The organism is Paenibacillus mobilis (genome assembly GCF_058267595.1).
The window spans coordinates 373,592-386,515 of record NZ_JBZCMS010000001.1 but is presented as its reverse complement, the minus strand read 5'-3'; the positions used below and the strand labels follow the sequence as shown (position 1 = coordinate 386,515).

The following is a 12,924-nucleotide window of genomic DNA, read 5'->3' as shown; positions in this document are numbered from 1 at the left end:
CATCCTATATCTCGAGAATTTTCATCGCCGATCAAGCTGTCAATAAATCTTCTTCAACAGCTCAATCATTTCATCCAGGGTGATGCCAAAGGATTTGTAGTACAGGGCGTCGCTCTCCATTTGCTTCAGAATCATGTCGCTGCGTATTCGCAGCATCTCATCCGCCGTAAATTCCGCTACAAAACATCCTTTTCCCGTTATCGTATTGATCAAACCGCTTCGTTCGAGCTCTTCCCAAGCTTTCTTTACAGTGATGACGCTAACACTAAGCTCAAGGGCCGCCTGCCTAATGGGAGGCAAACAATAACCGCTTTCCAGCTCGCCTTTCAGGATTTGAGCGCTGATTTGTTCATAAATCTGCTGATAAATCGGTTTCTCGGATGTATTCAAAATCGTTACATTCATAATATCTCCACTTTTAGGAATCGTTTCACCGCAATCCGGTAAGCAATCAGAGTGAATGCAATAAAAAGGACAATGCCTACGACCAGTATGGATAGCTGCAGCACCGTGTTGTTCGCACCGGAGCCATAAAAAATACCGTTCATCCACGGACTGCTTATTCCCGCCCATTGGGCAACTCCGGCAAACAGAATGGCCGCCGCAGTGGATACAATCGTTGCCGCCCCATATTTATACGCCGTTTTGTAATACATGGGCAGCAGCACGATGTTGAAGATCCCAAGCATGACGAAACATAATCCCCAAAAACCCGTATGCGGCGAAAAGAAAAAATAAGTGAGATTCGGGTATAACCGAAGCGTAAACAGGCTGAAGATCATGGCAACAAGCAGATGCATGAGCTCCAGAATAACAATAACGGTGATTCTGGCTTTTACGATGTCTTTTTTGGTCACGGGCATGATCGTACTGAACACCAAATCGTTCTGACTTTTAAATCCGCCAAACATATTCGGTACCGTTATGAGGCAGAAATAAAGCGGAACGAAGAAATAAACCCAACCGGGAACAAACATCAAGGCTCCTGTAAATAAAGGCAATACGAGAAACCAGGGATTTACGCCTAATTTCAAATCTTTCATCACCAAATTATACATGCACATCCTCCTTTTTCGCGAAATAAATCATGATTTCCTCAAGGCTCGGCGTGGTTGCTTTCAGCGTGGAGGATGGCTCAAGGTCTCGGGCATGAATCAATCCGGTAAAGCCGAAAGAGTTTATTTTGTACGAAATTAACTGTTCTTTCACCTCGTGCAGCCGGTCCTCGCTGCCGCTGAGTAAACGGTAGGATTCCTTAAAATCGTTTTTCTCGGAACTGGCAATGATTTGCCCATTCTCAATAAAGGTTATAAAGTCTGCACATTTTTCCAAATCGGATGTAATGTGAGTAGAGAAAAGAATGCTGATCTCGCCATCGACGATAAGCTGCTGAAAGATATCGAGCAAATCGTCTCTTGAAACAGGGTCAAGTCCGCTTGTCGGTTCATCCAGAATAAGGAGCTTTGCGCCATGGGATAAAGCAAGGGCCAAGCTGTATTTGACTCTCATTCCTGTAGATAACTCGGCAATTTTTTTGTTTTCATCCAATTTGAATCTTTGCAAATAGTTGTAATATGTTTCATCGTTCCAATTCTTATAGAACTTTTTTGTGATAAGGGTCATCGTTTTTATTTTGCTGCGAGTATAGAAATCAATATCGCCGAAGGCGCACCCGATCTCCTGCTTCAGTTCCAATTCGTGTTCAGCCATATTCTTGCCAAAAACGTAAATCTCGCCGCTGTCGATTTGAACCAGGTTTAAGATCGATTTTATCGTAGTCGTTTTCCCGGCGCCATTGGCACCGATAAAACCCATGATATAACCCTTCTCCAACTGAAAAGAGACGTCTTTTATCTGAAAATCAGTGTATTTTTTGTGCAGATTTCGAATGTCTAATGCCAGCATACCCTACCTCCTTCACAAATTGTGTATGTTGTATATTCACAATGTATCACGAGGTGTTCTGTAAAGTCAATCACGCACCTGTCTTTTGGGCTAAAAAAAGCGGCGATTGGAGACGCAAAAATCGTCTCCAATCGCCGCTTGCAAACCCGAAGGGCTGCAGCCCAGCAGCAGCTGAGCTTTTTTTAAGGCAAGATTAAATTAAACCAGTTGTTTCAAAGCGGAAATGGCTGCCTCATAGTTAGGATGGTCGCCCATTTCGCCCAGATATTCCACGTAACGGATCGTGTCATCGGCATCGATGATAAAGATCGAACGCATTTCCAGCTGAAGTTCTTTGATTAATACGCCATAAGCTTCGCCGAAAGAACGGTGTTTGTAGTCGGTCAAAGTTTCCAATTTGTCGATTCCGGCTACCGAGCAGAAACGGCTTTGCGCAAACGGAAGGTCTACGGATACCGTCAGTACGACCACATCGTCGCCCAGTTTGGACGCTTCTTCGTTAAAACGGCGGGTTTGCGCATCACACACGTCCGTGTCGAGGGAAGGAACTACCGAAATCAGTTTGATTTTGCCTTTATAATCGGACAAGCCGGCTTCGGTTACCAGGTCTTTGTTGATACGGAAATCAGGGGCTTTATCGCCAGCTTTCAATTCAGGTCCGATCAAAGTAATTGGGTTTCCTCCAAAAGTTGCTACTCCAGTACGTTCTTGTGCCATTATAAAATTCCTCCAATAAATGTTTTATAGTTTTTTTGTTGTGCAGCATGCTTACGGTCAAAGCAAAGGGATTAGACCACCTCCTGCACAGGCGGCTCTGCTACAGGGTGTTCATCCACGAATCTTTCCAGATCCAGCGCGGCCATGGCGCCGCTGCCCGCGGAAGTAATCGCCTGACGGTATACAGGGTCCTTGACGTCGCCGCAGGCAAATACGCCCGGAATGCTGGTTTCGGAAGTCCCCGGTTTAACGACAAGGTATCCGTTAGCGTCCGTTTCCAGCTGGCCTTGCAAAAACGCAGTGTTCGGACGGTGTCCGATGGCCACAAAGATGCCCTGCGTATCGATGACTTCGGTTTCGCCGGTTTCGTTGTTAAGAACTTTAAGACCGGTCACGCCGTTTTCGCCTTCCACTACTTCCAGCGGCGTACGGTTCAGGCTCCACTCGATTTTTTCATTGCTGCGTGCCCGCACCTGCATGATTCGGGAAGCCTTTAGTTCCTCCCGGCGGTGTACGACACGTACTTCGCTGGCGAACCGGGTCAAGAAGTGAGCTTCCTCCATGGCGGAATCGCCGCCGCCGACCACGATGATTTTTTTGCCGCGGAAGAAAAACCCGTCGCAAGTCGCACAGGTGCTGACGCCTCTGCCGATATTCTCCATCTCATTCGGGATATGGAGCAGGTTGGCCGATGCCCCGGTGGAAACGATCAGGGCTTCAGTCGTCAAGGTCTCTCCGTTTTCCAGTCGCAGCGTGAACGGCCGGTTTTGCAAATCGATCTCCCGGACCCAGCCGGTTTTGAAAGCTGCGCCGAATTTCTCGGCCTGCTTTCTCATATTGTCCATCAGATCCGGACCAAGAATGCCATCCGGGAAACCGGGGAAATTCTCCACTTCCGTCGTGGTAGTCAGCTGGCCGCCCGGCTGTTCGCCTTCAATGACCAAAGGCTGCATATTGGCCCTTGCCAGATAGATTGCCGCTGTTAACCCCGCTGGTCCTGTACCGATTACGATTGCTTTATACATGTTGATTTCCTCCACTCATTTTAATTTCTAACAATTTAATTGTCAACAATATATTTGTTTAAAAAAATAATTACCAGCATTTAAACGCGCAAAATTTATTGGACCTGCCTCAACTTTATATAGGGTCGGATGCTCGGTCGTTTTCAACTCCGCGATCATTGTTTTATTTTATTGATTTTGAACAATTATATTTTGCACAATTTATTTATACTCCTTATTTTTATCTCTGTCAACCCTTTTGTTAAATTTGTTTGGGGGCCAGACGGATGCTATTCTGTTTATATCCCTTGCTAAGCATTCGTCATCCATTCTGACAAGGAAGTAAAGGAGCTGAAAAATTGGGTACGGCCGTTTTAGAACAATTGCCGCTGATTTTGGCCTCTTTCCCAAGCTTATCCGATATTAAGGAAGAAGATTGGAGGAAAGACGGCATAAGCGTCGTACAGGTAGAACCGAACTACACCATCGAAGAAGGGCAGTTTCTGGAGTTTGCCGCTTTCATATTGGACGGAACCGTCCGGATGTACAAACTCAGCGCCGGAGGACGGGAAATCACCCTTTACCGGATCCGGGGCGGGGAATGTTGTCCGCTGATGACTACCAGCATTCTGGGGGATACGGAATACGAAGCTTCGGCCTGCATAGAAGAACCTGCCCGCGTGCTTGTGGTTCCGGTCGATATTTTCCGCGATTGGATGGATCGTTACCGGAATTTCAGGCAATTTATGTTCAAATCCCTGGCTCAAAGGATCGTCGTGATGTCCAACCTGCTGGACAGCATCAATTTCAAGTCCATCCGGGGCAGAGTCGCGGAATACCTGATTGGCAGAACGAAGAAATCCGGAGAAACCCTGCTGACTACGCACGACGTTTTGTCGGTAGAGCTTGGAACGGCCAGAGAGGTGATCAGCCGTACCTTAAAAGCGCTGGAAAAGGAAGGCCTTCTCGAGCTTTCCCGCGGGAAAATCAGAATTACCGATCGCGGCAAGCTGGAAGAGTATATAGAGCTGTAGATAATCCCCGTATTTTTCGGGGATTTTTTGTTTTTTCCGCCCCATCCCTTGCATAAAACGCCTCCACGTTCATATTCAATGATGTATGGATCATTTGCCGCCATTTCGCAGCAGTCCAGGATGAAAGGAGAAATGGAATTGAACCTGTATGACGAGTCAAAGCACCCGGTGCCTGTCCCGCAGCCGATCAGAGGAAAGGAAGGCACCGTGGATAAAGGGCCGCGAAACATAATGCTGGATCTTCAAAATCCAGACCTGCTGGTGCCTCCCGATACGGACAACGGTCTTGTGCCCAATATGCGTTTCTCTTTCTCGAATGCACACATGCAGCTTAATGAAGGGGGATGGTCCCGCGAGGTTACGCAGCGCGAGCTGCCGATTGCCACCACCCTTGCTGGCGTTAACATGGCATTGACGCCAGGCGGCGTCCGCGAGCTGCACTGGCATCAGCAGGCCGAGTGGTCTTACATGCTGCTGGGCAGCGCCCGAATCACGGCGGTTGACCAGGACGGGCGTAATTATATCGCCGATGTAAAACAAGGGGACCTTTGGTATTTTCCGCCGGGTATTCCCCATTCGATTCAAGGGCTTGAGGAAGGCTGCGAATTTTTACTTGTCTTCGACGACGGCGCTTTTTCGGATTTAAATACGTTGTCCCTGTCCGATTGGGTTGCCCATACGCCCAAGGACGTTTTATCCGCCAACTTTGGCGTCCCCCTCTCCGATTTCAGCAGCATTCCGGACGAACAGGTGTATATTTACCAGGCCCCGATACCAGGCAGTCTCGAGAGCCAAGCTGTCTCCTCCCCCTACGGTACGATTCCGCTATCATTCAAACACGAGCTGCTGGCCCAGAAACCGTTGATTACGCCTGGAGGGTCGGTACGCATTGTGGATTCAACCAATTTCCCGATCTCAAAAACCGTGGCAGCCGCGCTTGTGGAAATCAAACCTGGCGCCATGCGCGAAATGCACTGGCATCCCAACAAGGACGAATGGCAATATTACTTGTCCGGCAGCGGACGCATGACGGTATTTGCCGGCAGCGGAGCCGCCCGAACGTTCGATGTCAGGGCCGGCGACGTAGGTTATGTCCCGTTTGCCTACGGACACTACATTCAGAACACGGGCGATACGACGCTCTGGTTTCTTGAAATGTTCAAAAGCGACCGGTTTCAGGATGTTTCGCTTAATCAATGGCTGGCCCTTACGCCCAAGGAGCTTGTGGGAACCAATCTGAACGTGCAGCCTGCCTTCATGTCCAAACTGCGGAAAGAAAAGTGGCCTGTCGTAAAATATCCGGGTTTCTCTTATTATCCGAAACAGCCGCTCCATAAAAGCGATCAGTATTAAGATTATACGATCCTGACCTTCGTCTTTTTCAAGCCGATTAGTTCCCCTTAATGCTGCTGAATGCTCTGCGCGCGGGGTGATCGGCTTTTTTATTTGTCCGGCTGCGGGGGGCTCCTCCGCTTCGTTTTGTGACAAAGTTACGGTTCCTTTCAACAAGGCTTGATAAGATCGTACTTGTAAGCGGCACAAAACCTACTAACTAAAACATTCAAGGAGGAAATCATAATGAAAAACGTTGGCGGAGCGGATCGCGTAATCCGGATTATTCTTGGCGTAGCTCTCTTGGCTCTCTTTGTTGTCCTTCCAGGGTACTGGAAACTGTTTGGCCTGACGGCCCTGCCGTTCCTGATCACCGGATTGGCCCAGAAATGCGGAATCAACAAGCTGCTTGGCCGCAATACCTGCAAAATAAGATAAGAAATATTGGGATCGGCATGCCTTATAAATTTTGCAAAATTATAAAGGACACGACCTTGTTCTAACTAATCATCCGGCTGTAAACCTCAAAAAACAAGCCCCCTTGAAGCTGCTTCAAGGGGGCTTGCTCGATTCAAGAAAGGTCATCCCGCCATATTGTTAACGGAATCCTCCGGTGAAAATACCGAAATGTGATCCACCTTCCCGGTCGAAGCCGGAATGATGAACTTTAATTGAAACTGATCGCTTGCGGTATAAATATAAATGGTATCGTTCCCGTTCTTTTTGGTAGAAACCGGCTTGCCGAGCGCCGACTCGATCTCTTCGAGCGTCAGGTTCTGCAAATCCGGGCTGCTGGACCGGACATCAAAAAGCTGGCTGCCTTTATTGTATCCGAACACTGCGTCTTTCTTCGCATAGGTCGCATACATGCCGCTGCCTGCCGAACCCACCTTGTCGGCTTTCCCCCAGGCCTTGGTCACATCGTCAATCAAGGAATTGTGGGCGGCAAACGGAATGCCAGGCGCTTCCCCTTTTTTCGCCAGCTCCAGCAGCTGCTTGATCTGCTCTTCGCTGGAGGACGGCTGTTCTGCAGGTGCCGAAGGCTGGGTGCCGCCATCAGCGCCTGCCGGCGGAGCTGCGGATGCCCCCTGACCGGCGCCCGAAGGGGCTTCGGAGGCCGTTTCCGTCCCGGACGGTGCCGGGCTTGCCGTTTGAGCTTCGTTGGAAGAATTAGAACTGCAAGCCGATAAGGCAAATACGGTTGAAATGAAAAAAGCTCCTGCGGCAAATTTTATCGATTTCATCATGAAGGTCCACTCCAGTTGTTCAAATTTTAATCCTTAGCGACTGACTTGCTGTTCGAATCGCTTTGTACAGGATATTTATAAAACGACATAGGGTTCAAAAAGGTTGCCATTCTACCGTGATTTCCGCTAAAAGAACCTGCCCAAACGGGCGTCAAGTTTTCCGCGTTCTTATCTAGATTCCCTCTCTTGGCGGATTGTATACATGATTTGGCTCCTGCGACATACATATAAACTTGTATATCAGGGCAAACAGAAAGGAAGCTGATCATGTTCAGAACCCCATTCCCGTTGCCTGGTTCCGATCCAACGGCGCCCGTGTTCCTGCAGCGAGATCTTCCAAATGGTCGTCCTCTCCAGCCTGCCTATAACTATCCTAACTATCTTTACCCTTTTCCTCCCCTGCCTAACTTCCGTCCCCCTTATCCTGCAGGCGCTATTGCTCCCCCGGCCTATGATTACCGGACCCAACAGCAGCCGTTGACCTTCGTGCTGGTTCACGGGGCCTGGGCAGACGCCGGCTGGTGGGAGGGCGTTGCCGCTGTGCTCCGGCAGCACGGGCACCGGGTTTATAACCCCGAATATCCGGGACATGGAGCCGATCCGGACAAAAAGGTGACCCATGAGCAGATCGTAGCCTCCGTAACCGATTATATCAAGTCCAACAACCTGCAAAATATTATCCTCGTCGGCCACAGCTTTGGCGGGACGGTCATTCAAAAAACTGCCGAGCAAATCCCGGACCTGATTAAACGGCTGGTTTTCCTGAACGCTTTTGTACTTAAGGACGGTCAATCGGCTGGAGACGAAATCCCTCCGGAAACCCGGAAAATACTCAAAGTTAAAAATTATTCCGTCATCCTTCCGTATGCTTTATTCCGCGAAGGGTTTGTCAATCTTGCGGATGAAGGTCTAGCCAAGCAGATGTACAGCAGAGTTACGCCGGAACCCGCGGAACCTTTGTTTGCCCAACTCGATTTAAAAAAATTTTACTCGCTGCAGGTGCCTAAAAGCTATGTTTATTTGACGGAGGACAACGTGCTTCCCCAAGGGAATGGCTACGGCTGGCACCCCCATATGTCCGGAAATCTTGGCTTGTTCAGGCTGATTAAAGACCATGGCGACCATATGTCCACGGCGGTGACCGCCCCAGCCCGCGTGGCCGAAAGATTATATGAAGCTGCCAGAGACTAGGCCATTCGAAAAAAATAACCGCCCCGGAAGGAGCGGTTATTTCGTCTTTTCCACACCTAAACTATTCGAACCATCTTGCTCCCCGGTTTCGCTTTTGTCCCCCAGCAGCTCGACTGCCCGGTTTAGCCATACAGCGGCATCGCCCCTCTTCAAGCTGTCCTGAGGATGGAACAAACCGTCTTCGTCCAGCTGCGCCAATCGGTAATAAAACAATCGCTGAACGCTTCCTTGAAGTTCGGGTGTGATCTGATCATTATCCTTGAGATCCACAAAAATTTTGACCATCGGGAAATCGCCCTGCTGTTCGAGCGCCTTTACGAGCAAATCCGCAAACTTTTCACGGGAAATCGGCGCGTTCGGGTCAACCTCGGGATCCACTCTTAAATCATGATAATAAGAGATGATGAAAGCATCCGAATACCAGACATGATCCTTGGCATTTCGGTACATGTCGGAAGCCAGCGGTTCTTTAAAGAAACGAAGACCATCGAGGTTCAGATTAAAGGCTTTGACAAGCATCTGCAGAGCCTGGGCATAACTCAACGTTTCCTTTGGTGCAAAATGCTCCGCATCCACACCGCTGACGATGCCTTTTTGCTGAAGATTTTGAACCGCCTCGGACTGACCCGCATCTACATCGCTGAACGCAAAGGCATGGGCGCTGAAAGCGCCAAATAACAAAGAAAGGGCCGCCGCCGATTTGACTATTTTCATAAAGGTTTGCTCCTTATCCGGATTCTTGTATAGGTTTGACCTCTTGACGCAGGAAACTTTTGCAATGTTGCAGTTTTTTTTATTTTTTCTAAATGTGCAAATGCTTAATATGACTGGTTAAAACCGGTGCATTAGTGCTATTATCTAAACAGGAGAGTTATTAGTCCAATTACATATTTATACTTAGGAAAAGGAGGAACCCCTTTGAAAATCGCGGCCATTGTAGGAAGTCTGCGGAAGGAATCCTTTAATATGAGACTTGCCCGTTACATGCAGGAGCAATTTAAACACAAGGTTGATATAGAAATTTTAAAAATCCATGAGCTTCCTTTTTACAATCAGGATATCGAGCTGGATCCGCCGGAAAGCGTTAAAATCTTTAAACATAAAGTCAATATGGCCGATGCGGTTTTGTGGATCACGCCTGAATACAACTATTCCATACCGGGCGTCACTAAAAACGCGATAGACTGGCTGTCGCGCGTTGACAAAGTTATGAAAGGCAAACCCTCCTGGATTCTCGGATCCTCCATGGGTTTTCTGGGCAGCGTACGCGCCCAGCTCCATCTGCGCGAAATTTTGTTTTCGCCCAGCATCGCTTCCCCGTTTTACCCGGGCAACGAGGTTTATATCGGCACAGCCCACGAGAAATTCAACGAGCAGGGCGAATTGATCCACGAACCTACCAAACAATATTTGGAGACGGTCACCGATCATTTTATCGAATGGATGGAATCCGGCTCCTGGCGGTTCAGCACGAGCAGCAGAGTTTAAAACCCGCCGGAACAACAATAAAAGCAGCTTTTCCGTCAAGGCGACGGGAAAGCTGCTTTTTCGGTTTTGAGGCAACCTCATTTGCGGTCAAACACGACATTTTTTCTCCGGGCAAAAAACAGCCAGGCCGCCGCGGCAATACCGATGCCGAGTACAAAAGCCCAAACCCAGGGGCTGCTCCGCATCCCTGCATAAAGGCAGCTCATGGCGATGGAATAAGGTAAAATGCCTACGGCCGTCGTCCAGGCAAATCCCCATAACCCCACTTTCAAAAGCCCCGCCGCATAATTGACGACATGATAAGGGACAAATGGCACAAACCGGATCATCAAAAGCCCCAGGTCCCCGTACCTGACCAGCCACTCCTCCATCTTGTCCAGCGCCGGTTTTACGGCTCCGACATGGGGTTTAGCCACCCAGCGGGTCAGATAAAAGCCGCCTATGGAACCTACGATTCCGCCGATCCAGGCATAAACGCCGCCCCATACCGGTCCATAGACCTCCAGCAGAAGCAAAGCGGAAAATTCCCCCGGAACCGGCAGCATATTGAGCACCGCCTGGATGAAAATGCCGGCGACGATCCCTAAAATCCCCAGCTGTTGAATGGAATTCATGACCTTGGAGTATTGTCCGGTTTTGATTAAATAAGCCACATAAACGATTGCGGCAAGAATCAGCAGCAGGCTAAAGGCCGATACCCATTTCACGCCTGCCGTGCACGTTTTGCCGTTGCTATTGTTATCCATGAATTCCCCCGGCTATAGGCCCCCCTGTCGGGATCCTTTTATTAAACCGTAACCCGCAGCCTGCTTTGCAGCAGCTCTAACATATCACTGACAATCCTTTCCGTCGCGACGCCCCTGCAGAGATCGGACATCCGTCTGCGAATTCCCGATTCTTCTGCGGGATTGTCCAGCAAACGGCCGATTTGCCGGCTTAACTCCGGGGCGCTTTCCGCGATTCTGGCTGCGCCTTTTCCGGCGAGGTATACCGCATTTTCTTTCTCCTGCCCTGAAAAAGGTTTATAAATAAACACAGGCACACGCAGAGCGATCGCTTCCGATAAAGTGACTCCTCCGGCCTTGGTAACCAGACAGGCGGCCTGCGCCATAATTTCGTGAATATGCGGCACAAATCCAAAAATTTCGACTTCCGGGTTTCCCCCAAACATTGCGGACCACCTGGCATATAATCGTTCATTGCGGCCGCAGACGATCGCGAGCCGGCAGGTTCCCGCCTCCAGCAGCCGCCGGACGATCTCCTCCATCTGCTGCGGTACGCCGAAGGAACCCGCGCTGAGCATCACCAGCTTTTTGCGAAGGCCACGACCATCTGCGGATACGTCCTGATCCTGATATGAGGCCGGATAGGGATCCCGGGCATCCCCGGCGCCTTGATTCTGTATGACAAAACCTCTGCGGACCGGAATCCCCGTCACCAGAATTTGCTGCGGTGAAGCAAAAGCTTTCTTTTCCATATCGTGTTTTAATTCGTCCGTCGCCACATAGTAGCGGCTCATATCCGGATGCGTCCATCGTCCGTGGAGCGTATAATCGGTAATCACCGTGCAGACCGGCACGCCAAGCTCATTTCCGGCTTCAGCTGCCGCCCCGAAAGGGAAGGTATTTAAGATCAGGTCGGGAGAGACCTCACGCAGCAGGGCTTTCAGCTTTCTTTTTCCAATGGAATTAAAATATTTGCCCAGCGAGCTGCCCGGACGGGTTCCCCTCGTCCAATAATAACTCCAGCCATACAGATCCAGGCCGTATTGGGAAGTCAGGCTGTTCTTCAAATATAATTTTGTCGAAACCGAATTTAACAGCGGATGAGCCTCCTTCATCAAATCAACGATGAAAACGTCCTTGATCCCTCTGGCCGCGAATTCCTGCTCCACAGCTCGAGAAACCTGATTATGCCCCTCCCCGTAACCGGCCGTTAAAATCATAATGCGCGGTTGACGCATCCCACGAAGCAGCTCCCTCCTGAATAAACGTCGAATATTTTCGCTAGCACTCCAAGTATATAGGCTGAACATGAAAATTCGCTCCGAGAAAAGTTAGCTCCATGTAAGAATTGTTAAAGAGAAGGAAAAATAAGCGGTATTCCGGCCATTTTCAGAATGGTTTGCTATAATGATGAAGACTAATTGCAAATGAACAAAAATTTTCTGAAAGTCAGGTGAAAAAAATGACGGAGAGAAGCATTATTTTCTTCGATATTGACGGAACGCTGCTGGGAGAGGATAAAAAGGTGCCGGCTTCCGCCAAAGAAGCGGTATTTGCCTTAAAACGCCTGGGCCATGAAGTAGCGATCGCAACCGGCCGGGCTCCCTTTATGTTTAAAGAGCTTCGGAAAGAGCTGGACATCGACAGCTTCGTCAGCTACAACGGCCAGTACGTCGTCCTGCGCGGCGAAGCGATTTACACGAATCCCATGGATAAAAACGCCTTGCAGCAGCTGACGGACCTGGCTCTCCAGCGTAATCATCCCGTCGTTTATATGGATCACGAGGATATGAAGGTGACGGTCCCGGATCACGAATTCGTCGCTACCAGCATGGGGACCTTAAAGATACAGAATCTGCCCGCCCACGACCCGCTCTACTATCAAAACCGGGATATTTATCAATCCCTGCTGTTCTGCGTCGAGGGTGAAGAAGAGGAATACGAGCAGCAATTTAAAGCCTTCGATCTGATCCGCTGGCATCCTTACTCCACCGACATCATTCCGGCTGGCGGCTCCAAAGCGAAAGGCATCGCCAAAATAACCGAAGCGCTGGGCATTCCCGCTGAACGCCAATACGCTTTCGGGGACGGGCTGAACGACATCGAGATGCTGACGCAGATCGCAAACAGCGTCGCTATGGGCAACGGTGTACCTGAGGCTAAAGCCGCGGCCAGATACGTCACCAAAACGGCCGATGAAGACGGTATTTTGCACGGCCTGCAAATGGTCGGGCTGCTGTAATTTTTTGAAGAAAACAAAAGCTGGCGTTCTTCCGGATCC

At 49.5% G+C, this 12,924-nt stretch carries 15 protein-coding genes; 6 read left to right on the top strand and 9 right to left on the bottom strand.

The window, feature by feature from the left end; all coding sequences use genetic code 11:
* Positions 1-39: 39 nt before the first annotated feature.
* The 5 genes from AC3ZPD_RS01885 to trxB all read right to left on the bottom strand — a co-directional run bounded on the left by AC3ZPD_RS01885 (position 40) and on the right by trxB (position 3,647).
* Positions 40-405 (bottom strand): GntR family transcriptional regulator, encoded by a 366-nt coding sequence (locus AC3ZPD_RS01885; protein WP_490982563.1) that lies wholly within the window; start codon positions 403-405, stop codon positions 40-42.
* Complete coding sequence (locus AC3ZPD_RS01880) at positions 402-1,058, bottom strand: ABC-2 transporter permease (protein WP_490982562.1); 657 nt, start codon at positions 1,056-1,058, stop codon at positions 402-404. The genes AC3ZPD_RS01885 and AC3ZPD_RS01880 overlap by 4 nt, the downstream gene beginning before the upstream one ends.
* Complete coding sequence (locus AC3ZPD_RS01875) at positions 1,051-1,905, bottom strand: ABC transporter ATP-binding protein (protein ID WP_490982561.1); 855 nt, start codon at positions 1,903-1,905, stop codon at positions 1,051-1,053. The genes AC3ZPD_RS01880 and AC3ZPD_RS01875 overlap by 8 nt, the downstream gene beginning before the upstream one ends.
* A 198-nt stretch (positions 1,906-2,103) precedes the next feature.
* The gene (gene tpx, locus AC3ZPD_RS01870) at positions 2,104-2,622 is read right to left on the bottom strand and encodes a thiol peroxidase (RefSeq protein WP_490982560.1); all 519 of its coding nucleotides are present in this window, start codon (positions 2,620-2,622) and stop codon (positions 2,104-2,106) included.
* Between the two features lie 71 nt (positions 2,623-2,693).
* Positions 2,694-3,647: a thioredoxin-disulfide reductase gene (gene trxB / locus AC3ZPD_RS01865; protein WP_490982559.1), complete on the bottom strand. Its 954-nt coding sequence runs from the start codon at positions 3,645-3,647 to the stop codon at positions 2,694-2,696.
* A 338-nt stretch (positions 3,648-3,985) separates the two neighbouring features.
* Here trxB and AC3ZPD_RS01860 point away from each other — a divergent pair, with 338 nt between their 5' ends.
* From AC3ZPD_RS01860 to AC3ZPD_RS01850, 3 genes are all read left to right on the top strand, one after another.
* Complete coding sequence (locus AC3ZPD_RS01860; RefSeq protein ID WP_490982558.1) at positions 3,986-4,660, top strand: Crp/Fnr family transcriptional regulator; 675 nt, start codon at positions 3,986-3,988, stop codon at positions 4,658-4,660.
* 132 nt (positions 4,661-4,792) lie between these two features.
* Positions 4,793-6,013, top strand: coding sequence for an oxalate decarboxylase family bicupin (locus AC3ZPD_RS01855; RefSeq protein ID WP_490982557.1), 1,221 nt, complete (start codon positions 4,793-4,795; stop codon positions 6,011-6,013).
* 225 nt (positions 6,014-6,238) lie between these two features.
* Positions 6,239-6,430, top strand: coding sequence for a YgaP family membrane protein (locus AC3ZPD_RS01850; RefSeq protein WP_490982556.1), 192 nt, complete (start codon positions 6,239-6,241; stop codon positions 6,428-6,430).
* Positions 6,431-6,573: 143 nt separating this feature from the next.
* Here the strand turns inward: AC3ZPD_RS01850 and AC3ZPD_RS01845 are convergent, their stop codons facing one another.
* Positions 6,574-7,239: a YjgB family protein gene (locus tag AC3ZPD_RS01845; protein WP_490982555.1), complete on the bottom strand. Its 666-nt coding sequence runs from the start codon at positions 7,237-7,239 to the stop codon at positions 6,574-6,576.
* Between the two features lie 267 nt (positions 7,240-7,506).
* On the opposite strand from AC3ZPD_RS01845, the gene AC3ZPD_RS01840 reads away from it, so the two are divergent.
* On the top strand, positions 7,507-8,430 hold the full coding sequence (locus AC3ZPD_RS01840) for an alpha/beta hydrolase (RefSeq protein ID WP_490982554.1): 924 nt from the start codon (positions 7,507-7,509) through the stop codon (positions 8,428-8,430).
* A 36-nt stretch (positions 8,431-8,466) separates the two neighbouring features.
* Here the strand turns inward: AC3ZPD_RS01840 and AC3ZPD_RS01835 are convergent, their stop codons facing one another.
* Positions 8,467-9,144, bottom strand: a complete 678-nt coding sequence (locus AC3ZPD_RS01835) for an S-layer homology domain-containing protein (protein WP_490982553.1) — start codon at positions 9,142-9,144, stop codon at positions 8,467-8,469.
* 204 nt (positions 9,145-9,348) lie between these two features.
* Between AC3ZPD_RS01835 and AC3ZPD_RS01830 the strand changes: the two genes are divergently transcribed.
* Positions 9,349-9,918 (top strand): NADPH-dependent FMN reductase, encoded by a 570-nt coding sequence (locus AC3ZPD_RS01830; RefSeq protein ID WP_490982552.1) that lies wholly within the window; start codon positions 9,349-9,351, stop codon positions 9,916-9,918.
* 77 nt (positions 9,919-9,995) lie between these two features.
* Here the strand turns inward: AC3ZPD_RS01830 and AC3ZPD_RS01825 are convergent, their stop codons facing one another.
* On the bottom strand, positions 9,996-10,664 hold the full coding sequence (locus AC3ZPD_RS01825) for a TVP38/TMEM64 family protein (protein WP_490982551.1): 669 nt from the start codon (positions 10,662-10,664) through the stop codon (positions 9,996-9,998).
* Positions 10,665-10,705: 41 nt separating this feature from the next.
* Positions 10,706-11,881 carry an MGDG synthase family glycosyltransferase gene (locus tag AC3ZPD_RS01820; protein WP_490982550.1) on the bottom strand — a complete coding sequence of 392 codons (1,176 nt, stop codon included), beginning with the start codon at positions 11,879-11,881 and terminating at the stop codon, positions 10,706-10,708.
* Positions 11,882-12,105: 224 nt separating this feature from the next.
* Between AC3ZPD_RS01820 and AC3ZPD_RS01815 the strand changes: the two genes are divergently transcribed.
* Positions 12,106-12,885: a Cof-type HAD-IIB family hydrolase gene (locus tag AC3ZPD_RS01815; RefSeq protein ID WP_490982549.1), complete on the top strand. Its 780-nt coding sequence runs from the start codon at positions 12,106-12,108 to the stop codon at positions 12,883-12,885.
* Positions 12,886-12,924 lie beyond the last annotated feature (39 nt).

Coding starts and splice junctions, on each gene's coding strand:
- AC3ZPD_RS01885 (WP_490982563.1), bottom strand. CDS start 405: ATGAATGTAACGATTTTGAATACATCCGAGAAACCGATTTATCAGCAG.
- AC3ZPD_RS01880 (WP_490982562.1), bottom strand. CDS start 1,058: ATGTATAATTTGGTGATGAAAGATTTGAAATTAGGCGTAAATCCCTGG.
- AC3ZPD_RS01875 (WP_490982561.1), bottom strand. CDS start 1,905: ATGCTGGCATTAGACATTCGAAATCTGCACAAAAAATACACTGATTTT.
- tpx (WP_490982560.1), bottom strand. CDS start 2,622: ATGGCACAAGAACGTACTGGAGTAGCAACTTTTGGAGGAAACCCAATT.
- trxB (WP_490982559.1), bottom strand. CDS start 3,647: ATGTATAAAGCAATCGTAATCGGTACAGGACCAGCGGGGTTAACAGCG.
- AC3ZPD_RS01855 (WP_490982557.1), top strand. CDS start 4,793: ATGGAATTGAACCTGTATGACGAGTCAAAGCACCCGGTGCCTGTCCCG.
- AC3ZPD_RS01850 (WP_490982556.1), top strand. CDS start 6,239: ATGAAAAACGTTGGCGGAGCGGATCGCGTAATCCGGATTATTCTTGGC.
- AC3ZPD_RS01845 (WP_490982555.1), bottom strand. CDS start 7,239: ATGATGAAATCGATAAAATTTGCCGCAGGAGCTTTTTTCATTTCAACC.
- AC3ZPD_RS01840 (WP_490982554.1), top strand. CDS start 7,507: ATGTTCAGAACCCCATTCCCGTTGCCTGGTTCCGATCCAACGGCGCCC.
- AC3ZPD_RS01835 (WP_490982553.1), bottom strand. CDS start 9,144: ATGAAAATAGTCAAATCGGCGGCGGCCCTTTCTTTGTTATTTGGCGCT.
- AC3ZPD_RS01825 (WP_490982551.1), bottom strand. CDS start 10,664: ATGGATAACAATAGCAACGGCAAAACGTGCACGGCAGGCGTGAAATGG.
- AC3ZPD_RS01820 (WP_490982550.1), bottom strand. CDS start 11,881: ATGCGTCAACCGCGCATTATGATTTTAACGGCCGGTTACGGGGAGGGG.
- AC3ZPD_RS01815 (WP_490982549.1), top strand. CDS start 12,106: ATGACGGAGAGAAGCATTATTTTCTTCGATATTGACGGAACGCTGCTG.